The organism is Methylobacter sp. BBA5.1 (assembly GCF_000746145.1).
Taxonomy (GTDB): Bacteria; Pseudomonadota; Gammaproteobacteria; order Methylococcales; family Methylomonadaceae; genus Methylobacter; species Methylobacter marinus.
On record NZ_JQKS01000046.1, the window covers coordinates 1 to 22063 of the forward strand.

General features: G+C 52.8%; 22 protein-coding genes. 16 read left to right on the plus strand and 6 right to left on the minus strand.

Going from position 1 to position 22063, the window contains the following annotated elements; translation table 11 throughout:
• Window positions 1-36 precede the first annotated feature (36 nt).
• From EK22_RS20205 to EK22_RS20230, 5 genes are all read left to right on the plus strand, one after another.
• Window positions 37-573, plus strand: coding sequence for an REP-associated tyrosine transposase (locus EK22_RS20205; RefSeq protein WP_027147154.1), 537 nt, complete (start codon window positions 37-39; stop codon window positions 571-573).
• A 349-nt stretch (window positions 574-922) separates the two neighbouring features.
• Window positions 923-1369 (plus strand): LexA family protein, encoded by a 447-nt coding sequence (locus EK22_RS20210; protein ID WP_198014524.1) that lies wholly within the window; start codon window positions 923-925, stop codon window positions 1367-1369.
• On the plus strand, window positions 1369-2643 hold the full coding sequence (locus EK22_RS20215) for a Y-family DNA polymerase (RefSeq protein WP_036253965.1): 1275 nt from the start codon (window positions 1369-1371) through the stop codon (window positions 2641-2643). The genes EK22_RS20210 and EK22_RS20215 overlap by 1 nt, the downstream gene beginning before the upstream one ends.
• Before the next feature lie 1055 nt (window positions 2644-3698).
• Complete coding sequence (locus tag EK22_RS23335) at window positions 3699-3992, plus strand: hypothetical protein (RefSeq protein ID WP_152565172.1); 294 nt, start codon at window positions 3699-3701, stop codon at window positions 3990-3992.
• A 195-nt stretch (window positions 3993-4187) separates the two neighbouring features.
• Entirely contained in the window at window positions 4188-4583 is a 396-nt protein-coding gene (locus EK22_RS20230) for a hypothetical protein (RefSeq protein ID WP_036253966.1), read from the plus strand.
• 120 nt (window positions 4584-4703) lie between these two features.
• Here EK22_RS20230 and EK22_RS20235 read toward each other — a convergent pair whose 3' ends face one another.
• The gene (locus EK22_RS20235) at window positions 4704-6263 is read right to left on the minus strand and encodes a hypothetical protein (RefSeq protein WP_051961998.1); all 1560 of its coding nucleotides are present in this window, start codon (window positions 6261-6263) and stop codon (window positions 4704-4706) included.
• Window positions 6264-8103: 1840 nt separating this feature from the next.
• Here EK22_RS20235 and EK22_RS20245 point away from each other — a divergent pair.
• The 10 genes from EK22_RS20245 to EK22_RS20290 all read left to right on the plus strand — a co-directional run bounded on the left by EK22_RS20245 (window position 8104) and on the right by EK22_RS20290 (window position 18601).
• The gene (locus EK22_RS20245) at window positions 8104-10128 is read left to right on the plus strand and encodes a caspase family protein (RefSeq protein WP_235209461.1); all 2025 of its coding nucleotides are present in this window, start codon (window positions 8104-8106) and stop codon (window positions 10126-10128) included.
• A gap of 61 nt (window positions 10129-10189) precedes the next feature.
• A complete protein-coding gene (locus EK22_RS20250) occupies window positions 10190-11821 on the plus strand; it encodes a serine/threonine-protein kinase (RefSeq protein WP_036253969.1) in 1632 nt (543 codons plus the stop codon).
• Between the two features lie 421 nt (window positions 11822-12242).
• Complete coding sequence (locus EK22_RS20255; RefSeq protein ID WP_036253971.1) at window positions 12243-14342, plus strand: type VI secretion system Vgr family protein; 2100 nt, start codon at window positions 12243-12245, stop codon at window positions 14340-14342.
• A gap of 11 nt (window positions 14343-14353) precedes the next feature.
• Window positions 14354-14896, plus strand: coding sequence for a DUF4123 domain-containing protein (locus tag EK22_RS20260; RefSeq protein WP_051961999.1), 543 nt, complete (start codon window positions 14354-14356; stop codon window positions 14894-14896).
• A 56-nt stretch (window positions 14897-14952) separates the two neighbouring features.
• Entirely contained in the window at window positions 14953-15240 is a 288-nt protein-coding gene (locus EK22_RS20265; protein ID WP_020160106.1) for a PAAR domain-containing protein, read from the plus strand.
• 11 nt (window positions 15241-15251) lie between these two features.
• The gene (locus tag EK22_RS20270; RefSeq protein ID WP_036253972.1) at window positions 15252-15674 is read left to right on the plus strand and encodes a hypothetical protein; all 423 of its coding nucleotides are present in this window, start codon (window positions 15252-15254) and stop codon (window positions 15672-15674) included.
• Window positions 15675-15677: 3 nt separating this feature from the next.
• A complete protein-coding gene (locus tag EK22_RS20275) occupies window positions 15678-16583 on the plus strand; it encodes an HNH endonuclease (protein WP_020160108.1) in 906 nt (301 codons plus the stop codon).
• 12 nt (window positions 16584-16595) lie between these two features.
• Entirely contained in the window at window positions 16596-17183 is a 588-nt protein-coding gene (locus tag EK22_RS20280; protein WP_020160109.1) for an SMI1/KNR4 family protein, read from the plus strand.
• A gap of 46 nt (window positions 17184-17229) precedes the next feature.
• A complete protein-coding gene (locus EK22_RS23920; RefSeq protein ID WP_081917997.1) occupies window positions 17230-17808 on the plus strand; it encodes an SMI1/KNR4 family protein in 579 nt (192 codons plus the stop codon).
• A complete protein-coding gene (locus EK22_RS20290) occupies window positions 17801-18601 on the plus strand; it encodes a cell division cycle protein 123 family protein (protein WP_036253973.1) in 801 nt (266 codons plus the stop codon). Before EK22_RS23920 ends, EK22_RS20290 begins: the two co-directional genes overlap by 8 nt.
• A 293-nt stretch (window positions 18602-18894) precedes the next feature.
• Here EK22_RS20290 and EK22_RS20295 read toward each other — a convergent pair whose 3' ends face one another.
• Genes EK22_RS20295 through EK22_RS20310 form a run of 4 tightly spaced genes read right to left on the minus strand, consistent with a single transcriptional unit; the run spans window position 18895 to window position 21443 of the window.
• On the minus strand, window positions 18895-19464 hold the full coding sequence (locus tag EK22_RS20295) for an HvfX family Cu-binding RiPP maturation protein (RefSeq protein ID WP_020160113.1): 570 nt from the start codon (window positions 19462-19464) through the stop codon (window positions 18895-18897).
• The gene (locus tag EK22_RS20300) at window positions 19461-20240 is read right to left on the minus strand and encodes an HvfC family RiPP maturation protein (protein WP_020160114.1); all 780 of its coding nucleotides are present in this window, start codon (window positions 20238-20240) and stop codon (window positions 19461-19463) included. The genes EK22_RS20295 and EK22_RS20300 overlap by 4 nt, the downstream gene beginning before the upstream one ends.
• Complete coding sequence (locus EK22_RS20305) at window positions 20237-21109, minus strand: HvfB family MNIO-type RiPP peptide maturase (protein WP_020160115.1); 873 nt, start codon at window positions 21107-21109, stop codon at window positions 20237-20239. Before EK22_RS20305 ends, EK22_RS20300 begins: the two co-directional genes overlap by 4 nt.
• Before the next feature lie 19 nt (window positions 21110-21128).
• Entirely contained in the window at window positions 21129-21443 is a 315-nt protein-coding gene (locus tag EK22_RS20310) for an HvfA family oxazolone/thioamide-modified RiPP metallophore (protein ID WP_036253974.1), read from the minus strand.
• Between the two features lie 234 nt (window positions 21444-21677).
• On the opposite strand from EK22_RS20310, the gene EK22_RS24425 reads away from it, so the two are divergent.
• Window positions 21678-21821 carry a hypothetical protein gene (locus EK22_RS24425; protein ID WP_020160117.1) on the plus strand — a complete coding sequence of 48 codons (144 nt, stop codon included), beginning with the start codon at window positions 21678-21680 and terminating at the stop codon, window positions 21819-21821.
• Between the two features lie 13 nt (window positions 21822-21834).
• On the opposite strand, the gene EK22_RS20315 is transcribed toward EK22_RS24425, so the two are convergent.
• Complete coding sequence (locus tag EK22_RS20315) at window positions 21835-22059, minus strand: GDCCVxC domain-containing (seleno)protein (protein ID WP_020160118.1); 225 nt, start codon at window positions 22057-22059, stop codon at window positions 21835-21837.
• Window positions 22060-22063 lie beyond the last annotated feature (4 nt).

The following is a 22063-nucleotide window of genomic DNA, read 5'->3' on the forward strand; positions in this document are numbered from 1 at the left end:
GAATAATTTTAGCGATAGTGTAACCGGACAATAATCATGCAATACCGACGCGTATTCATCCCAGGAGGGAGTTATTTCTTTACCGTAGTCACGGAAAAACGCAGGCCGGTGTTTAACAATGCAGCAATGGTCGAAGTCCTGCGCGACGCATTTCGCAATGTACGCAAATCCCGCCCGTTCGAGATCGACGCGATGGTAGTAATGCCGGATCATTTACATTGCCTATGGACATTGCCGTCCGGCGACAGCGATTACGCTACCCGTTGGAGATTGATCAAAACCGGGTTTACCAAACATTGCGATCCGGCGTTGCGGCAATACCGCAACGCCTCTCGCCAATCGCGAGGCGAACAGGCGGTTTGGCAACACCGTTATTGGGAGCATGTGATACGTGACGAAACCGATTTTCAGCGCCATGTCGATTACATCCATTACAATCCGGTCAAACATCGATTGGCGTCATCGCCAATCGATTGGCCGTATTCCAGTTTTCGCCGTTATGTTGAAGCAGGCATATATCCGCCCGATTGGGGGCGAGACGGCATTGATCTTGAAGGTGTAGGTCATGAATAAACAGCACCAGCACAACGAAACCGTAATCGTAGGTCGGGTTAGCCCTTGGCGTAACCCGACAGATCGGAGCCAAGTGGGCGCATCGGGGCAGGAAAGTGTCGGGTTACGCTGCGCTAACCCGACCTACGGCGCTATCCTGACACAGGGGGATCCTGGGAGAGTTGTAGCGCCAGACCCGCAAAGGTGGTTGAGATACGGATTATAAAGCGTAGTGAGCAAGGATCATGTCCCCATTTTGGTCAGTGCCGCGCCTGTGATTTATTTTTGTCAGTTCAGCAAAAAATGCCTAGAATGCCAGAGAAAGAGAACAAAAAGAGAACAAGAATAACCATCTTTTTTCGAGCGCATTATGGATCAATCACTTATTGGAATACATGCAACTGATCTCTGGCGTCCTGTCCGCGGGCAACGGTTGCCGCTGCCAATGCCGGGCGGCAAGGTGGCGGCGGGCTTTCCCTCGCCGGCCGATGATTACATCGAGAAGACACTGGATCTGAACGAGCTGCTGGTCAAAAAGCCGGCTGCTACCTTTTTTGTCAGGGCCGAAGGCGAATCGATGCTGGGCGCCGGCATTCATCCGAACGACATCCTGGTCGTGGACCGCTCCCTGGAGCCGGTAGCCGGCAAGGTGGTTATCTGCGCCTTGAACGGGGCTCTGACCGTCAAGCGTCTTGAACAACGGGCCGGGCAATGGCTGCTGGCGGCCGAAAATCCATTGTATGCCGATATCCCCGTCAACGAAGGCCTGGAACTGGTGATCTGGGGCGTGGTTACGGCCGTGATTCATCCCCTGTGATGACACCGCTGCTGGCCCTGGTCGATTGCAACAATTTCTATGTCTCGTGCGAACGCCTGTTCCGGCCGGATTTGTGGAACAGGCCGGTGGCCGTGCTCAGCAATAACGATGGATGTATCGTCTCCCGCAGCCAGGAAGTCAAAGACTTGGGGATCAAAACGGGCACGCCGGTGTACCAGATTCAGGTTCTAATCAATAAGCACAACATCCAGCTGTTTTCGTCCAATTACGCCCTGTATGCGGATATGTCGTCCCGGGTGATGTCGCTGCTGGAGGAATTTGCCCCGAGCATTGAGGTGTATTCGATCGATGAGGCTTTCCTGGATTTGACCGGCGCGTGTCAGGAAGATCCTGCCGTGTACGGCCAGCGCCTGCGGGCCACCGTGCAGCGCTCCACCGGCATCCCGGTCTGTGTCGGCATGGGGCCGACGAAAACACTGGCAAAATTGGCTAATTTTGCCGCGAAACGCTGGTCGCGGACCGGCGGTGTGCTGGACCTGTCGGATCCGGCGCGGCGGGAAAAACTCATGCGCATCGTGCCCGTTAGTGAGGTCTGGGGTATTGGTTCGCGCACTGCCGGCCGCTTAAACCAAATGGGCATTGTCACCGTCCGGGATCTGGCCTGTCAGCAGGCTGAGCGCATACAGGCGCGGTTCAATATTATCGTAGCCAGAATCGTGCTGGAGTTGAACGGCATCCCATGCCTGGCGCTGGAGGAAATCGCACCGGACAGGCAGCAGATCATCTGTTCGCGCAGCTTCAGCCGCCGACTGACGGAATATCGGGAATTATCCGAAGCCTTGGCCGAGTTTTGCAGTCGGGCCGCCGAAAAGCTTCGCAGCCAGCACTCAGTGGCCGGCCACATCAGCGTGTTCATCCGCACTAATCCATTCAATCCCGCCGAGCCGCAATATCAGCGCTCGGCAGGGATGATGTTGCCTTCGGCCACGCAGGACACGCGTATGATCGTCAGTGAGGCGCACCGGTTGTTAAAGGCGATATTCAGGACCGGTTATCGCTACCACAAGTGTGGCATACAGTTAAGCCATATCCAGCCGGCCTCTGTATCGGAGCAGCGGGATCTGTTCGATTTCACGCCCCGCGGAAAGGCCGATAGCCGTGCGCTCATGGACATGATGGACCGGATCAACCGCCGGTTTCCGAAAGGCATTGCGGTGGCGGCCACCGGCTTTGATAAATCCTGGCAGTCAAAAGTGGAACGGCTCTCCGGCCGCTATACGACCGATTGGCGAGAGCTGGTGCGTGTGAAATGAACAGGACCGGGCAGCTCAAGCCGCTTCACGATGTTGATGAAGCCGGACGCTTCAGGATTCGCTCGTAAAATAACCTCTCTGTTTTAAGCATAGGATGTGCCGACGACAGGAGGCGCATCGCTTCCACGAGGCTGCAATAACCGTGGCCGGCAAGAAATGAGTCCATCCTGAAAGTTGACATCGGGAAGTTGCTTTTCAACCCAATCCTCATGATGGATTTCCCCAGGGTATTGAACGACAATTTGATCGCATAGTCGAAATCTTTATTTCAGGAAAAGGTGTGTCAATCATGTTCTCACATGGCTTCAAACGACACGTCATACGCGTTTCAAATGCTCTTTTCGTCAACTTGTGCTTGGCCTCGACAGTATCTCGCGGGCAAGGCGGTGAGAATGGCGCTCCGCCTTTTAAACCATCGGCAGGGCAAATGCCCGTCTTCCCGACTTAACCCCATTCGCCCGCAGAGTGAGGCAATGATGAAAAAGCGAATACTATCTTCATTGGCCATAATCGGGTTTGCCCTGGTGATTCAAAGCTGCGCTATCTACGCTCATCCTTATGGGCATTCGGTAGGATTTTATGGCAACGGGCCTTATTACGGCTTTACCTACGGTTACTGGCCCTACGGCTATTACAGATATCGTCCTTATTATCGTGGCTACAGGCCTGGTTATCGGTCTGGCTATAGGCCTTATCGGTCTTACAGATATGATCGCAGAGGTTACGGTTGGGATGGTCGACGTAATTGGGAACGCAGCCGCAGGTTCGGGGGCAGTCGTAGCTGGGGCGGCAGCCGCAAGTTTGGGGGTAGTCGTAGCTGGGGCGGTGGCCGCAAATTTGGAGGCAGCCGTAGTCGGGGCGGTAGCGGAAGTTATGGCGGGCGGGGACGTCGCTGACATTGAGGCTCTTGTATACGCACGTGATCCTCAGGTTGCGGGGCTAATCCGAATAAACCGCATCTTCCAAGTATATGCTGTACCTCGTCTGTGAATTAGGAAATAATGGCGCAGCCAATGCCCATGCAAACGATCGATCCTTAACGGAGGGTTTCCAAAATGTTGCGGATTTTAAAATCCTTAGTGCTGGTCTTTATACTCAGCTCGTGCTCTACACTACCGGCGGGTCCCAGTGTGTTGGTGCTGCCCGACGGCACTAAAGATTTTAGTCAGTTCCAGGCTGACGATGTGATATGCAGGCAATACGCCTATAAACTGATTACCGCGTCGCAAAAAGAGCCCGATTCCAAAGAGGAAGGCCAACAAGGTTATGACATCGGCTATATCCAGTGCATGTATGGAAAAGGACATCAGGTTCCAGTGCCGGAAGAGATAATATACGATAGTTTGTAAGAATGGTTATGCGCCTTTCACCGGATTGGCGGTCGTCGCAATAGACGCGGTTTAAATTAACGGATAATGTAACGGCCCATTTGCAAATCCGTTTCAGGCATGGGCGTGTCAATCCGTATGGCATGTTTGCCCGCCGGCAGCGATAAAACGGACCGGTCAATGATTCCTCTTACCTTTTAGCGATTAACGAAAAAAATGAGCATTAAATCGAGTTTATTAAAAATAGCCATAAAGCTGACGCCCAACATATTGATCGTTTGGGTCTCAAATAAAATCCTTAAAGGCATTGCAGAATTAACCGCCTTTAAGTTTGACGTCGACGCACGAAAAATCTACGCCCAAACAAGGCTCTACGGCGAAGAAAATACGATAGATATTTGTCTGGAGGATTTTGCTGTTTTTCATGATGGGGAATCGTATCGGTTTATCATTCATCATGCGCAATCAGACCGTCCCTGGTTGAATAATTTATTGGCCCGGGTTATAGGAAAAGCCTGGAAAATTCCTGAGATACCACAACTCACGTCTCAAATTGAGCTGGCGGCGGAACTGTTCAAAGCCGCGCCTCCCGCACTGGAAAGGGCTGAGTGAAGGCCAGATTCAAATTCGGTTAAAGCTGAGACAGCCGGCCTTGTCTGTTCTCAGCTGAATTGGCCGGTTTAACGCTTCCCGATGCGGGCCCCGGTAAATAAACGGGGCTTTTGCGGCCAGCTACAGTTGGCGCATAAACGCGACCAGGTCCTGCTTCTCCTGGGGCGCAAGTTTAAGCTGCAGCACGAGATTAAAAAACTCCACCGTATCTTCCAGCGTCAGGGCCCGGCCATCATGCAGATAGGGCGGGCTTTCCTTGATGCCGCGTAAGGTAAAGGTCTTGATCGCGCCGTCGCCGGGCTCGTTCTTCAAAAAACGCTCAAGATGCAGATCGTGCATCTGATGGTCCAGATAGGTCGGCGGCATATGGCAGCTGCTGCACTGGCCCTTGCCGAAGAAGATTTTCTCGCCCCGTAACTCGCTCTCGGTCGCTTTGGCGGGATCGAGCCGGCCAGTTGAAGGGTCGAGCTTGGGCGCTGGAGGAAAATCGAGCATATTCTGCATCTGCGCCATGTGGCTGACATGAATGCGATCGAGGATCGGGAAGCCCTTTTTCATGGCGTGGATTGGATCGCCGTTGAAGTAGGCGGTGCGGAACTCGAATTCGGTGAAGTCCTCGACCGAGCGCAGACTGCGCTTGGAACCGTGGATCTGCTGGTTGAACATTCCCCGGAGGCTTGTGGTATCCAGCCGGAAGCGCCGTTCCTGTGGCCGATCGTCCGGATTCAGGTGGAATTGCCCGGTGGTATGGCCGTTGACATGGCAATCGAAGCAGGTGACGCCGAGGCTGGGCTGGACGCTCTTGCGATCGTCGGTCGGATTGAATTCTTCCTGCGGAAACGGCGTCAGCAGAAACTGCAGCCCGTTGAGCTGTACCGGCGTCAGGATATCCTTGAACAACCGATAGAAGTTATTGATCGAGACCACTTCCCCGCGCGATACATCGCCCAGTTCGGGACGGTTGTGCAGGAAAATGGCGGGCGGAAACTCCGGAAGAAACGCCTCGGGCAGGTCAAACTCCACATCGAAGCGCTCGAGCCGCGGGAACATCTTGATCTGCATCTGGGGGAAAACCTGGCCGCCATTGGACTGCAACGGATGCGGCAGTGAAGGATAGGGAAAAATCCCACGCTGTTTGATTTCTTCAGGGGCCAGCGACGCCAGCTCATCCCAATTCATGCCGTCGGCCAGTTTGGCGGTAGGGCCTACTACCAAGGGCTTGCCCCGGGACATCTTGGCTGCCGGGTCGAATTTTGGCTTGAGGTTATACCGGCGCTCCAGTAATTGACGCTGAGCCGACATTACGGAAGACTTATTATCGATCTCCTTCTGCATGATGGCGGTAGGTTGCTGGAACGGTTCATCGGCGTTCAGCGGATCCCTGTAAAAATCGAATCCCGAGACTTTGCCTTGCTTCGGTTGGTCCTCGAAGACCGGCGAGGAGGGACTGGCCTTGGTGGCATTGAAAACGTCCGAGCGGTCATGCTGGCTTTTCTTCTGCTCGGGCCGCTCGACAGGCACCGACTTCGGCGTTTGCGCCTCGGCTACTGCATCGGCGCGCGTGCGCTTGGGGGCATCATCCTGAGCCAGGGCCAGCGTGAACCAACTGCCTAGAAATACGCTTATGAATAGCTTGCTGAAATCGACAAAAGCCGCTTGCGGTGAACAGGTCGGTGCCATATTCGTCTCCTTGATACTATCGATTGTAGCGTTGAGAGGAGTAAGAGATTTAACGGGCTTTAAGAATTCGACACGACATTATAACCGCCCCCTGGCATTGTCAAGCGCTCCTGCCGCAAAGCAGGCCAAAGTGAGTGAAAATGATCAGTTTTTCAGAAACCCAATGATTTTATAAGTAATTTTTAAGATGCATTGCCCACGAAGATGTGTTTAGTCCATGTAAATGATGTAACGCAGTTGCCGGTTTGAATTCACTCGTCGGGACAACCTCAGGCATCGACTCAATTGGTAAGGACGGGAAACATAGCTATACTTGAAAAATTAACAGCGCCGCCTGGTCCTTTACCAGTTGGGGGTGAGAAAAAACTCATGGGCATTTTGTGCCAAGGAATCCGGCAGATCGAGGTCAGGCGGTTTGCGCCGGGTGCGGTACTCGATATTTCGACGAGTCGGGCAAGAGGATGTCGTCAATAGAGCCGCGTACGGGCATGTGGCCGGCGTCAGTTACCTTGACGGCCATGGGCATGATTTTCTGGGGAGTGCTGATCGTGTTCCTGTATAGCGCAGCCTTGATATCGGCTCAAGGTCAAAAAGATACAGCTCATACTCTAGAATGAAACGCTTTGAAGCACTATAATAATCAGCACATTATAATACTGTGCAACGTCTCTGCCGCAGTGGCTTTTATCTTACGGCGGGCCGGGAAACTATCCTGGGGGAGCAGGCGTCAGGCAGTGCGCGGTGCATGTATAATCCGGTCTCGATCGGCGGTGGGCGGGCGTTATTTCATCAAAGCCAGTTCCAAGCCATTGCCGATTATCCGCAAGATGGCCCGAAATTGATTCAGGGTTAAGGATACGGCCATTCCGAACAATGGAGAGAAAAATATAATGGAGAGAAAATCCCCAATCCCACACCCCTGCATAAAGCGGGACGAAGGCCGGCTTGCGCTCATTGCAGCCTGGCGACGCCGCCAGAGGGGGCGAATAAACGCGCTAATGTCCGGTTCCAATGTTGCTGGAATTCACCTGAAGGCCGGGGCCCGTCGCCATGATTGGCCGCACAAGCTCACAACTTGGCTGGCGATCAAGAGCCACCGTCTCGACAAAAAACCATTAATAATCGAGAAGCCCGGCCATTGGCTTGCAAGGCCGGTTTAGGACGGATTTTTTATGCGAATCGACAAGCATTGTCCGTCAAACAAGCACGGTTCAGTTTGTGAACATATCTTATGCACGCGTTCACGGACTTGCACGGCATGCAGAGTTAAGCCTTGTTGCGGCGCGCATGCCATAAGAAACATCCTGAACACGGACTGGCGATACTTACAGGAGTCGTTAGAGAGCTAAAAAAACGAGGAATCGGACCAAGGCCTTTATAGCCAGCCAAAGCACACCCATGAAACAAGAACTTGACAGACGACAATCAGGAATTTCCAGCCTTCCGGTCGGGGAGGTCGTTAACAGCCGTTAAATGACCTATATGCCTCTCTGTTGCCGTCGTGAACTATAACACTACAGCTACAGTCGGGCCGGAAATATAAATAAAGTGCAGAGCCGAATATTTTTGGGGAATCTTCAAATTTTCAGCAAAGTTACACAAAATCAGGACTTACGCAAACCTGTGGGGGCGACTTCGCCTAAAGCACCTATTGTTGGCAGTCGCCTCTTGGGTCTGCAATGGGCGACTAAAATCGCCCCCACAGGTTTAGATCCGCTTGCTTCGACGGTTGAACAAGCAAACTGCGTGAGTCCTGAAAATTTAAGTTACAAAAAATCCTGTCTCGCCAGGATTTATTATTAAGGCGAGCCAATCGCCAATACCTAGGGAGCCATTAAAAATGATTTTTACAAGGAAAACACCTCCTTCCGCCGTCTGTTTTCTACGGACTGCAACGCCGAAGTATTTTTTTCTGTCCTTGTTTTTTACCTTGCTGATCGGCTGCCAGGTCGACCCCCCCGTTATTGATCTCAATCATTCCAAGGTGATAGGCCCACCGCCGCCGGATATCCATACGCTGTTCGTGGTCGATTGTCTACTGCCGGCATATGTCCGCAGACTCGGCACACAGGTGACCGACGCCTTGAGCCGCCGTCCCGTCAAAACCACAGCAGGCGAATGCGAAAATCATGGCGGCGAATATGTGGCTTATGATCGCGCCGATGTTGAATCGGCTTTAAAAGTGTGGGAGGCGCAGGCGCAATCGGGGGATGCCGAGGCTCAGGCGATACTGGGCGAGATTTACGAAAAAGGCTTGGGGGGAACGGCCGACCCCGCGCTCGCGGCCCAATGGTATTTAAAGGCGGCTAAGCAGGGGAATTCCAGGGCTCAGGTTAACCTCGGCCATCTTTACGAACAAGGACTGGGCGTAAGGAAAAGTCTTCGCACTGCATTGAAATGGTATCGCCAGGCATCAGGGCTTGCGAATTCGGGCCTGCGGTATGCATCGGTGACCGAAGCGACCGTGTCCGATACCCCTAAAAAGCAACGGCGGCACAAGATTGGAAATGGCGCGTCTGATTCCGGCCATCTGCAACAGATGGCGCAATCCAGGCAAAAACTGGAACAGATGCAAGCACGGCTGAAAGCGCTGGAGTCGGAATACCACGACACATTTGCCCGCATCAAGAAGGACATGAGCGGCATTGAAAGCAAGGCGCCGCAAACTGACAAACTCAAACAGGATAAGGCCGAGCTATTGGTCCAGGCGCAGCAGATCAAGGAATTGAAAGAGTCGATCGAACAAGAACGGCGGACCCTCGCAAGCCTTGAAAACGCTCCGCTCATTGATATTAGCGACCCGTCGTTGACGCTGATTAGCGGCGAGCCCGGCTATCAGTTAAAGACTGACGTCCGCAGTAAAAAAGTTGCCGGCAAGATCGCGGCTGTCGGCAATTTGAAAACGCTGCGCATCAATAACCAAGTGATACCGGTCGGCGACGACGGCTCATTCCTTTCCCGTATCGCGCTTGCAAGCGCCTTGACGCCGGTCAGGATCGAGACGACCGATAAACAGGGCAAACGCTACTTCAGAACTTTTAATTTGCTGGCTAAAAATCAGGACATGGCCGCCGATGAACCAGCCTTGCCTGTCAAGACCCGTTCAGAATCCTACCCGTCCGTCGATTTCGGCCAGTTTTATGCGCTGATCATCGGCAATAATGACTATGAGCAACTGCCGGCGCTGGCAACGTCGGTAAATGACGCGAAAGCGGTCGACGACATGCTGCGGACGCGTTACGGCTATAAAACCACGCTGCTGATTAACGCCAACCGGCGTCGGATCATGGCGGCTTTTGATGAATTGAGCCAAACGCTGACCAAAAAGGATAATCTGCTGATTTATTACGCCGGCCACGGCAAGATCGATGTGAACGATCAAAGCGCCTACTGGCTGCCCGCCGATGCGGAAACGGGCAATAGCGCCACTTGGCTGTCCAGTCATCATATTTCCCAGTATTTGGGCGCGTTTCCGGCCAGGCATATCCTGGTCGTCGCTGATTCATGTTATTCCGATCTCATGAGTAAAAGGTCAATCGTGCGCCTGCCGGAAGGCATGTCCGAAAAAAGACGCGAGAAATGGATGGAATTCATGAATAATCGAAAAGCCAGAACCATCATCACTTCAGGGGGGGACAAACCGGTCCCGGATGCGGACAGCGGCCATTCAGTATTCGCCAATGCCTTTCTTAAAACATTGGAAGCCAATAACGGTTTGCTCAAGGACTATGAGCTGTTCAGATTCGTCTCCGGCATAGTCAAGCAAGCCGGGCCACAAGCCGATCAACAACAAAGTCCGCATTATTCAGCCTTGCAGTACGCCGGACACGAAAGCAGTCCATTCTTTTTCGTACCGGAGGGTTGAGCAGATATGCATTATTTGAAAAGTAAACAACTTTTTCGTTTGGTTTAGGGATACAGGCACAATGAATGCAGATGATTTAGCTTATGACGCCACACAAATCGCGCCTGCCGGAACAGGCCGCGGACCATCCGGCGCGTCAGGCGCATCAAAGCATGCGCTTGAGCGGGATGATGATGCGACGGTTCTGACGCAACCGGTAAAAAAGACGGCTGCGGCCGATAATGAGGCTGCAGCAGTCACCACGGCCACTTACAGAGAGATTCACAAGGAAGAAAAATTCAAACTGTTAAAAGTGGGTTCGATACTGAACAATCGCTTCGTGCTCAAGGAGGTGCTAGGCAGCGGCGGCATGGGTACCGTGTTCAGGGCGACCGATCTGCGCCGCCAGGAAGCGCAGGACCAGCAGACCGATGTTGCGTTGAAAGTGTTGAACGAGGAATTCAGGGATAATCCCGAACTGTTCGTTGCACTCCAGCGCGAAACGAAAAAATCGCAGATGCTGGCCCATCCGAATATTGTCAACGTTTACGATTTCGATCGTGACGGTAGCAATATTTTTATGGTCATGGAGATTCTGGAAGGACAATCGCTTTCTCAATACATACACGAAATCGCCCCCCAGGGCGGCATTCCGTTCGATAAAGCCTGGCCTATTATCGAAAAGTTGGCATCGGTGTTGGGTTATGCGCATAAAAAGAACATCATCCATTCGGATTTCAAACCCTGCAACATCTTCATCACCGACAGCGGCGAAATCAAGGTGCTGGATTTCGGCATCGCCTGTGCATCGGTAAGATCGGACCGGCACAGTCACGACAAGACGGTTTTCAATGCCCGCGACCTGGGTGCATTGACGCCGGCTTACGCCAGCCTGGAAATGTTTGAAAACCGCGAGCCCGATCCGCGCGACGATATTTACGCGTTGGCTTGTATCAGCTACGAATTGCTGGCCGGCAAACACCCTTTCGCCAAACTGTCCGCCCAGAAAGCGCTGGAAGTCAATCTGCAGCCGCCGGCGATTCCGGGGCTGAAACGCAGGCAATTTAATGCCTTAGCGCATGCCCTGGAGCTGAAAAGAGAGCATAGAACCGTTTCCATCACGCAATTCCTTGAGGAAATAGAGCCTAAATCGCCCTGGCCGAATATTATCAGAACGGCAAGGATTGCGGCGTTTGTCGCGGTTGCGGGAGGGTCTGTCTATGTTTATCAGAGTAGGGATACGGAGCCGGCAGTGATGGAACAGCTCCCGGAGCCGGCGGTGGCGGAGCAACTTCCGGAGCCGGCAGCGATGGAGCAACTCCCGGAGCCCATAGTGGCCGAAGCAGGCCCGATGACCGAGGCGGTTCAGTTGGCCCCGGAGCCTGAAGTTGTTGAACTGACGCCGGAGCAGCAGCTTCAGGTTAAAAATCTGCTCGAACTGGCGCAAATTCATTTTGAAGTCGGCTACATTACCGCGCCTTCAGGCAGCAATGCCTTATGGACTTATCGTCAGGCGCTGTCCATTGATCCCGATAACCAGGAAGCACAGCAGGGGCTGGAGAAGATCGCTGACTGGATGGAAGAACAGGCGATCACGCTATTTGATCAGCAAAAGTTTGATGAAAGCCTGGCAAAAGTTGAAGAAGGACTGGCGGTGCTGCCTGAAAAAGACAGCCTGCTGACGTTGAAGCAGCAGATATTGAAAATGAGGTGACAGGCATGCCTTTGCAAACTCCCGGAAAATGCCCGTATGAGGGTGACAAGCGAGTTAATTGGCCTGCGCGAATCACCTGCGAACAACGCCTTGTAACGTTAGTAGTCAGTCAATTTAATTATGACGGTTAAATTGTAGGTGCGAATTTATTTATGCCCTATGGGTACTTGTGCCCTTTAGGGTATTCGCACTCTGAAAATTTTATTCGTCAGAACAAGGCTGACTGAGCACTATGCTCCCTGGCGTTCCGTGACGGTGGCGGAGCAGGGAAGACGCAAAGTACGCTAAATCGGTTGCATTAACTTTTGGCAGCTTTTTAATATTTACCTCATTCAGAGAAAGGTATTGCCGATGCAAGGTGTATCGGACGCTTATGCCTGACGCTCAGTGTTGAATGAACTTTAGTTCCAGGAAACAAAACATGGCAGTTACACAAAAAAACCGCAAGATCCAGGTATTTACTGCATCGCTAGCCGAAGATACCCTGTTGTTTTACCAAATGCTCGGCCGGGAGGGATTGAGCGAGCCGTTCGAGTACCGTCTTGAACTGGTGAGCGAAGATCGGGCCATCGATCCCGACAATTTACTGGGTGAAATGATCACCACCCGGATACAGTTGGAGGACGGCAGTTGGCGTTACTTCAATGGCTATGTCAGCCGGTTTGGCCAATACGGCGATCTCAATGTCTTTGCCCGTTATCTGGTCACAGTCCGGCCATGGCTATGGTTTCTCACCCGCACCTCCAACTGTCGGATATTCCAGAATCAATCCGTCCCCGACATCATCAAGCAGGTTTTTCATGAGCATGGTTTCAGCGACTTCAAGGAAAAGCTGAGCGGTAGTTATGCCAGCCGCGAATATTGTGTGCAGTACCGCGAGACGGACTTCAACTTTGTCAGTCGGTTGATGGAAGAAGAGGGGATTTACTATTACTTTACTCATGAAAAAGACAAGCATTACCTGGTGTTAGCCGACTCCAGCAATGCCCACGACCCGTTTCCCGGCTATGAGAACATCCCCTATCATGTCGAAACCGGCAAAACGGACCGTTCCCGCAAGGATCACATTCATGCCTGGGCATTTACGCACGAAGTTCAGCCGGGTGCCTATGAACTTACCGATTACGATTTCAAGAAGCCTAAAGCCAATCTGCGAGTCAAATCGGTGCTCAAGGAACCCCACGCCCGAGCCGAGTATGAATTCTTCGATTACCCCGGCCGCTATACCGAAACCAGTGCCGGCGATAATTTTGTTCGCCTGCGCATCGAGGAACAGCACGCCCGCTTCGAACGTTGCGAGGGCAAATGCAATGCCAGGGGCCTGTCCGTCGGTTACCGGTTCAAGCTGCAGGAATGCCCGCGCAAGGACCAGAACCGCGAGTACCTGGTGATTTCGGCCGACTACCGTCTGCTGCTGGACGAATACTCTTCCGGTTCCAGTGCCGCCGGCGAAGAGAAACTCTTTGATTGCGGCTTTACCGTTCAGGATAACAAACGGCCTTTCCGCTCCCCGCGCGGCACGCCCAAGCCTTTTGTTCATGGCGCGCAGACCGCTGTAGTGGTGGGGCCCGCCGGCGAGGAAATCTATACCGACAAGTATGGCCGGGTTAAAGTGCAGTTTCACTGGGACCGCTATGGCAAAGCCGATGAAAACAGCTCCTGCTGGGTGCGGGTTTCGCAGCCGTGGGCGGGGAAAAACTGGGGCATGATCGCTCTGCCTCGCATCGGCCAGGAAGTGCTCGTCGATTTTCTGGAAGGCGATCCCGACCAGCCCATCATTAGCGGTCGGGTTTACAACGATGGCGCGATGCCGCCGTATAAACTGCCCGATAATGCCCACATCAGCACGATCAAGACCAACTCCACCAAGGGCGGCGACGGATTCAACGAACTGCGCTTCGACGATAAAAAAGGCGAGGAGCAGGTATTTATCCATGCCGAGCGGAATCTGGATGTTCGCGTTAAAAACGATAGCCTGGAATGGGTCGGCAACGACCGGCATTCAATCGTTAAAAAAGACCTGATGGAACAAATCGACGGCGATCGGCACTCAACGGTCAAGGGCGACAGCAACGCTGCGGTCACCGGCACCATTTCCATCAAGGCCGACCAGGACATGCAGGAAAAAGTGGGCATGAAGCACGCGCTCGATGCCGGCCAGGAAATCCATTTAAAAGCCGGCATGAACGTCGTCATCGAAGCCGGCATGAGCATTACCCTGAAAGCCGGCGGCGGTTTCATCGTCGTCGGGCCTTCGGGGGTGACGATCTCCGGTACGCCGGTGCTGATCAACAGCGGCGGGTCGGCCGGTTCAGGTTCAGGCAGTTCCCCGGATGTGCCTAAATTGCCCAAGGAAGCGGACCAGGACAAAGCCGGCCAGGTCGACGACGTCAAAGCCGCCTCGCGGCCGCCCAAGCCGGTCGCTTACGGCCCCTCCGCCATGGTCTTGAAGACGGCGGCGCAAAATGGCGCCCCGTATTGCGAAAAGTGCGCGGCCGCTGCCAGCGCCAATAAATCCTGAGGTTTCCGGGCATGACTATCAAATCCGACAGAACGGAAATATTACAGAAAAATCTGGTTCGCCAGTTGTTTTCCAGCCCCGGTCTGCAAGCCTACGCGGTCCTGGACGGCGCATCCAATCCGGCGCTGCTGGATCATCTGTATGGCGATCGCCCCGAATTCGCTTGCCTGTACCGCGGCGAACTGGCTCCGGATATCGCCGAATGCGCGCCTTATCTGGCCCGCCTGGAACCGGACACGCCGTTTACCGAATGGCTTACGGCCAGGGGGTGGGGCAGGCATTGGTGCATATTCGCGGTCGCCGGCTGCGACTTTCGCACCCTGCACCGGCATTTGCGCAAGCTGAATATGGTCTATGACGCGGAAAGCCATAAATCCCTGTTGTTCCGCTATTACGATCCGCGCGTGCTGAGCGCTTTCCTGCCGAGCTGCGATGCCGCGCAGGCTGAGACGTTCTTCGGGCCGGTCAAAACCTGGTTCGCCGAAACAGACGATGGCGAGCGTCTGGCCCGCTTTTTTTTGGATCAGATGCAAGTTATTGTCGATAAGGCCTGAGGATGTGAGGTCCATCGCGGATCTTCAAAATTTCAATTAACCATAAAGGAGTGTCTATGCCCCCCGCCGCCAGAGTTACCGATATGCATACCTGTCCCATGGTCACCGGCACCGTGCCGCATGTCGGCGGCCCCGTTGCCGCCGGTTGTTCCACCGTGATGATCGGCTACATGCCCGCCGCCCGGGTCGGCGACATGTGCGTTTGCGTGGGACCGCCCGACACTATCGCGCAAGGCTCCGCCACCGTCATGATCGGCGGTATGCCCGCCGCCAGAATGGGCGATATGACCGCGCATGGCGGGGTGATTGCGGGAGGGTGCCCTACGGTGATGATCGGAGGCTGAGGAGAAAATACATGTTTACTATTAGGCCAAACCAGTTTGATCAATTCTTACAGCATGATCCCGAACGCTTTATCGACCACTTGTTGGATTTCATTGCTGAAACCATGCCCGATGAAATACGGGGCATTCCGCCGCGTTTGATCAGGGAACAGATCAGGGTCGCTATCGCCCGTGCCAGGAAATACGGCTTGACTAAAGATGAACAGGTGATGGGCTTTGTCAGCGTAATGTTTGAAATAGCCCCCAACTTCGATGAAGAACCGGTTTTGCAAAAGCTTTTAACTGACACACGGCTCAGTCCTTCTGAACGCTGGGAAGCGCTGTTTGCCGATACGCCCGAGCTTAATGCGGCCTGGGAACGCGCTGCTCACCCCAAGTTTTACGACGCCAATGCCTGGATTGAATCGGGTAATAATGATCAGGCAGGGAACTAAGCGATGGGGCAATACTTAAATCGCATTGAAGACGATACTGTTACATCTCTCAAAAAAGCTGAAACGGAACTTGCCGAACTGACCCAGAGCAAGGAATGGCAAACAACCAAAACTACTGCTGATATTGCCGGCATCGCTGATCCGTCACCCACAGCAGATACGGTATCGTTAGGCATGAGTGTTGCGGAAGGTGATTGGCTGGGGGCTTTTCTGTCCGGTGTCAGCTTCGTGCCTTATCTGGGCGATGCCGTAGCCAAACCGGTAAAAATTATCCGCACAACCGAAACGATTGCGGATATCGAAAAAAAGGCCGCCGCGCTGGCAAAAACCATCGACCATTACAAAAGTGCCGCAGCTCGTATTGCTCAACGCAAAATGGCGGCAGCGGCTGAACGTGCCAGGCGTGCCAAGGAAGCGACTGAGAAATATGCAAAAAAAATGAAGTGTGCGACATGTCCAAAACCTAAACAATATGGGACACAGTTGCCAACGTCGGGAAAGTGGACAGACGCAAAAGGCAATTTAGGCGAAAAAGGCAATTCACGCTGGACTTCGGATAATGGCTCTGTGTCTCTGGATTACAAGGAAGGTTATCCGGATTTCTCGACTAGCAACCCTCCTTCGATTTATCCCAAAGGAGAAGGCAAAGTTGAAATTGAAATGAAGGGAGATAAATCGGATTTTGCTGCGGCCAGAAAAGCTATGCAAGATAAGCTCGGAGATAAAAAATGGCCTGGCAGAGGGTTAGATGCACCTGAAGGCTACACTTGGCATCATTGTGAAGACGGTGCAACAATGCAGCTTGTAAGAACGGATGTTCACAACAAAGCCGAATCAGGTGCAGCACATATTGGTGGAGAAAGCATCGTTTCTGGCAAAGACAATTATAAAAAAGATACGCAATTTTAGGAGAATGAAAAAATGGTTGACTTTGTGCTTGAAAACATTAGCTTTGACGTGGAAATTCCAGGTGAACCTATCAGCGAAAAAGATTTGAGCGATCTTGAGGCAAAGTTAGGTACGCAGCTACCCTCACAACTGCGCAGTTATTATCTCCGTTGGAATGGTGGTATACCACTTCCTAGTAGTACCCCCGAGGATAAGTCTGTTTGGGTTCGTTTATACTGGAAAGAAGGGGCTGAGGCAGCCCATGTTGGCCCAGCTACCAGCTTCCAAGGCTTGTATAAAATTAACTCTTCTATCCCCGGGACCGATTTTCTTGATACCTGGAATGACTTCAAGCACCGTATTCCTCAAGATTGTCTGTGCTTTGCACGCGATCCTGGGGGTAGTCAATTTTTAATTGGCATTAAGGACTATAACCTCGGCAAGATCTATTTTTGGGAACGTTCTTATCAAGCTGACATCGGCGCAGGCGAACTTCCCGGCTATGACAATATCGCCGATGTCGCCAATTCCTTTGTGGAGTTTCTGCTGGCGCTGCGTGAAGAGCCGGACGAGGGTGAATCGCTTGAGGCCTGGGTAAAGCGCGTCTACCCGGAAAAATAGCGATTACTGCCTTAAACTGAACGCCAGATTTAAGTTAGAAATAACCATGGCTGAATTTGTTCTTGAAAATATTAATTTTGATGTAATAGAACCTGGCGAACCCATCAACGAGAAGGATTTGTACGATCTTGAGGCAAAGTTAGGTACGCAACTTCCAGCACAATTGCGCAGTTATTATTTGCGCTGGAATGGTGGTTTGCCACGCCCAAGCAGCATACCGCTTAATAAATCAGCCTGGGTACGCTTGTATTGGAAACCAGGGTCTGAAGCGGCTCGAATTGGACCGGCTGCAAGCCTTCAGGAGTTTGCTGAGATTAACTCTTCCCCTGATATGGACTTTTTGCGTATCTGGAATGATTACAAACACCGTATTCCTCAAGATTGCCTGTGCTTTGCGTGTAATCCTGGGGACAGTCAGTTTTTAATTGGCATTAAGGACTATAACCTTGGCAAAATTTATTTCTGGCAGCGCGACTATCAAGCTGATATTGGCGCAGGTGAACTTCCCGGCTACGACAATATCGCCGATGTTGCCAATTCTTTTGTGGAGTTTCTGTTGGCGTTGCATGAAGAGCCGGACGAAGGTGAATCGCTAGAAGCCTGGGTGCGACGCGTTTATGGCTAATAACCAGCGAGTTGCCTGGTTACCCCCTTATGATTTTTCTGCCGCCAAAACCACTTTCATTGATGCTTGGCCTAAAGCCTGGAGAGATTTGGCGCCAGGCTATGACATTGTTCCTGTTGATCGGATCGAAATGAATGCTCTTGGCGCCCAGATTATGGGCTTCAGGCATTGGTTCACGCCCGCCTCGACGCAGCCCTTGATCCATCTAGCCCATCGCCTTGATGCCGTTATCGCTAAACAAAACCGGGCCTGTTTTATCCGCTTAAGCTCACGCAGTCCTAAAGATTCTATATACGCCTTGCACAACGGCCTGTGCATTCGTGATGGCGCACAAGCCTTGGCGATCATCCTTGAAGGCTCTGAGCGCTGCGCCGCGGATCTGCGCATGGCGCTAGATTACCATCATCCGATGGCCATCATCGTGCGCAACTGGATTGATTTTCCACCCTGGGCGGAATTTCGTTGTTTTATGGTGGGACGCTGCTGGGTAGGGGCCAGTCAGGCAAGGCACCTTGAGCGGATTGCCTATCCCCCGATAGCTGATTACAAGTCAAAAATACTTGAGGTATTGAATGCGTCAATGAAAAAGATTGCTGCTGCATCACCAATCGATAATGCGGCGTTTGACCTGGTATTTGATAGCTTACAAAAATCAAATCATGCCATTTTGCTGGATGCAAATCCGCTGCTTGTCAGCACTGACACAGCACTTTTTTCTTCGATAGCCGATTTAGACTCGACTTTTCGCTTTCGGAATTCTAAAGATAATTCCATACGTAAAATTTCATTCTGATAAATTGCCATTAGTAATGGGCATGGAATAAATCAGGGAATTGTAGGTGCGAATTCATTTATGCCCTATGGGTTTGTGCCCACAATATACCTGTAAGGACTTGCAATCCATCCACGCCGGTTTACATTATCTGCAACGATTTCAGGTCAGCAACGGGCATTAAATGGGAAGCCCGTCCCGCAGCATTTTTTCTCGCAACTCTGTTGCCCGCACCGGATCCGGTGTATTGTTGAACAATGCTTTGATGTCGGCCGGATTTCGCATCCAGTTGCTCGCCTGCCTGACAGCTAACTTCAGGCGTGTTCTAACTCCTGGCATAAGCGAAAACGCAGCCAGGCATCGATGCTCAACCGTCCGGCACCGCTGAACAATAACGTGGTCAGCATCAACAAGTACATTAGCGGTAGTTTGAAATTGCCGTGACCCTGGTCTGTGATAGCGTAACCTTTCCATAACTCGACCAGAGAATGCCATTCGACAGGCCAGTGCACAGCGGCGATAGCCACTATAGTCAGCATCATCAATGCGGCGCTGAAGAACCGGGTCATAAAGCCCAGGATTAGCGCAAGCGGGGCGATGATCTCCAGGCCTGTCGCCAGGGTCCAATTGACATCGGCAGTTAGCAAATTGAAGGGAAATGGAAAGCTCAAATCGGCAAACCAGTTTTCACCATTGAGCTTTTCCAGACCGGCTTCGCCAAATTCATAAGCCAGCAGCAATCTCGGAAAAACCGGCGCCAGGCCATGCGCGTTGCGGTCAAACCAGCAGGAAAGCCTGCCCGGTAAGGCACAAACCTGTTGGATGCCGGATGAAATAAGGTTGGCAGAGCGGTTACCATAGTAGGATGTCGTCAGATTGTTCATGAGTAATGCTCCGGATGACTTGTGGGGCGGACGCCGATGATAGCGCCTTGGTGGTGTAAATCGAGCAGTGTATTCAGACCGAATCGGGTTAATTCTATAAACTGCGCATTCGTCAGCTCGCCTCTCATCGCCTGCAGGGCCTGTTCGCCGGTCAGGCCGTTATTTAACAGCTCGATCAAATAGGCCGTGGCCGGATTGAGGGCGATGAACCGTACCTGCTCGTCGCTGTCGCAAAAGCCGAGGATATGGGTGGTCGCAGCGGGCGGTTCAGTAGGCAGAGCGTGAGGGCCGATGTCCTGCACCGGCCACTGGTAGTGCAGCAACTGCATGACCGGCGCAAAAACAATTGTGCCGGATAGTAATTGCTCGCGGGTCAGTGGTGTGATCGTGATCGGTTCACTCTCGGCGATCGACAGCTGCAGTTCGATCCACTCGAAGTGCGCAAGCTCTGCCAGGAAGGGTAAATCATCGGCTCGATCGCGTTCCTGTTGCAGATATTGCACGAATTCATCAGGAATCTGCCGATAATACGGGGTCAGGCAGCGATGTCCGGCGATGAAATCCAGCAGCAATGACCGCCAGTCAGCTGGCGACAGGATACGGTGAATGGCTGGAAAGCAGGCCGTCAGACTTTCGTCGAATTTGTTGTAGAGCAGATCGGCATACACGGCCAGGCGTTCCGGCGCAAAGCCGGCGGGAATCTGTGTGGTTTGCGGCTGACGCAAGTAATGCAACAATTGCCGTTGCTGTTGTTGAAATAGCGGTGTCTGGTTCATGCGGCCGCCCCCTTGATGTCATCCGCGTTGCGGCAATATAGATGGTGCTTTTGCAAGGCACGTATGCGCTCAACTTCCGTCAACAATTCGGCCAGCGGCGGAATGTTGCTATCGCGCTCAACTAAAGTCGGAAACACGCCAAAGCAGCGATAGGCTTCAGCCAGCAAGTCCCACACCGGCTCGATAGTGTTCTGACCGTGGGTGTCGATAATCAACCCGGAAGGCTCCCTATCATGGCCGGCGACATGCCCGTAGACGATGCGCTCGCCCGGCAAGCCACGCAAAAACGCCACCGGATCGTAGCCGTGATTGACACTGTTGACGTATATGTTGTTGACGTCCAGGTGCAGATGGCAATCAGCCTCGGTCAATACGGCGTTGATGAAAGTCAGCTCGTCCATCTCCGCCTGTGGCGGCTGAAGGTAGTACGAGGCATTCTCCAGCGCGATGTGCCGCTCGAGAATATCCTGAGTCTGACGAATGCGACCGGCAACATGCCTGACCGCCTCACTGGTAAATGGAATTGGGTATAAGTCATACAACTGTCCTTCGTCGCTGCAAAAACTCAGATGCTCGGTGTACAAGGCAAAATCGTGATGAGCGAGAAACTGTTTTAGCTCGCTTAAAAACGCGGTATCAAGCGGTGCCGGACCGCCCAGCGACAACGCCAGACCGTGCGCCACGAAACGATGGCGCTCGGTCAGGCGGCGAAACTGCTTGCCCAACTGACCGCCGACGCCCACCCAGTTTTCCGGCGAGACTTCGAAAAAATCGATGTTGCCCGGCATACCGGCTTGTAGCGCCGGCAACAGCGCGCGGCGCAATCCTAGACCGGAGCCGGCCAGACCAAATGGATTGGAGGTGATCATCGGCGGTTACTCCGGCTTACTACTCGGTTTTGGCGCCGCAACCGCCTTCGGTCATCTTGCCGCTACAGCCGGCTTCCGGCATTTTGCCGCTGCAACCGCCTTCGGCGCCTTTCATCTTGTTGGCGCCGCATTTGCCTTCACCGCACTTACCTTCAGCCACTTTGCCGCTGCAACCGCCTTCAGCGGATTTATCATCGGCGGCCGCCAATTGTTGAGATTGGTTAATGCTGGACATCGCAAACGGATTTTCGCCGGCTTGAATAGCGGGCGCTGTGCTCAGCAATGTCGAAGCCAGGGCGCTGCTCAAAGTCAGGGATAAGGTTTTTTTGTTCATCAAGGATTCTCCAAGGGTTTGATATGTGATCAGGACAAGCAACAGTGCCTTCCTGCCCTATCAGTCGAGGCGTTTTTTTAATTCCTTACAAAATTATTTGGCCCGCCCATGTCATTCATGTCGGAAAAAATTTTTTCAGGTGGTGGGATGAGGAAGCTTCACTGGTTCGCGACTTAACACAGATAACCTTATCAGCTGCCGAATCAAATTGACCTAATCCAAGGAAGGCGGCCTATGAAATCAACCCATGCCCAGGATCTGCAAGCCCTGATCGATCATGACTTGCTGGCTCGCTTGCTGGATGAATCGCTGCCGTATCTGTCGGTCGGAGAAGGTAGCGGCAAGAGCTGGCCGCAGCGTTTAAGAAACTGGCTTTGAATCGGGAATGGCATTACCGGCAGCAGCCGGCCTGTCCGTCACTCCGTTGAACCGGCGGACAGGCAACGCTGCCATAGGAACAGAATACGCAGCAATCGCCCGGCTTTGGCTTCAGCAAGGCATGGCAGCCCTGGCATTCATAAAACCACTGGCAGGCATCGCGAGGCATCGTCTCGGTTTTTCGGTAACCGCATACCGGACAGGTTAGCGTGGACTGCCATATGATCTGTTTCGTCATTTGC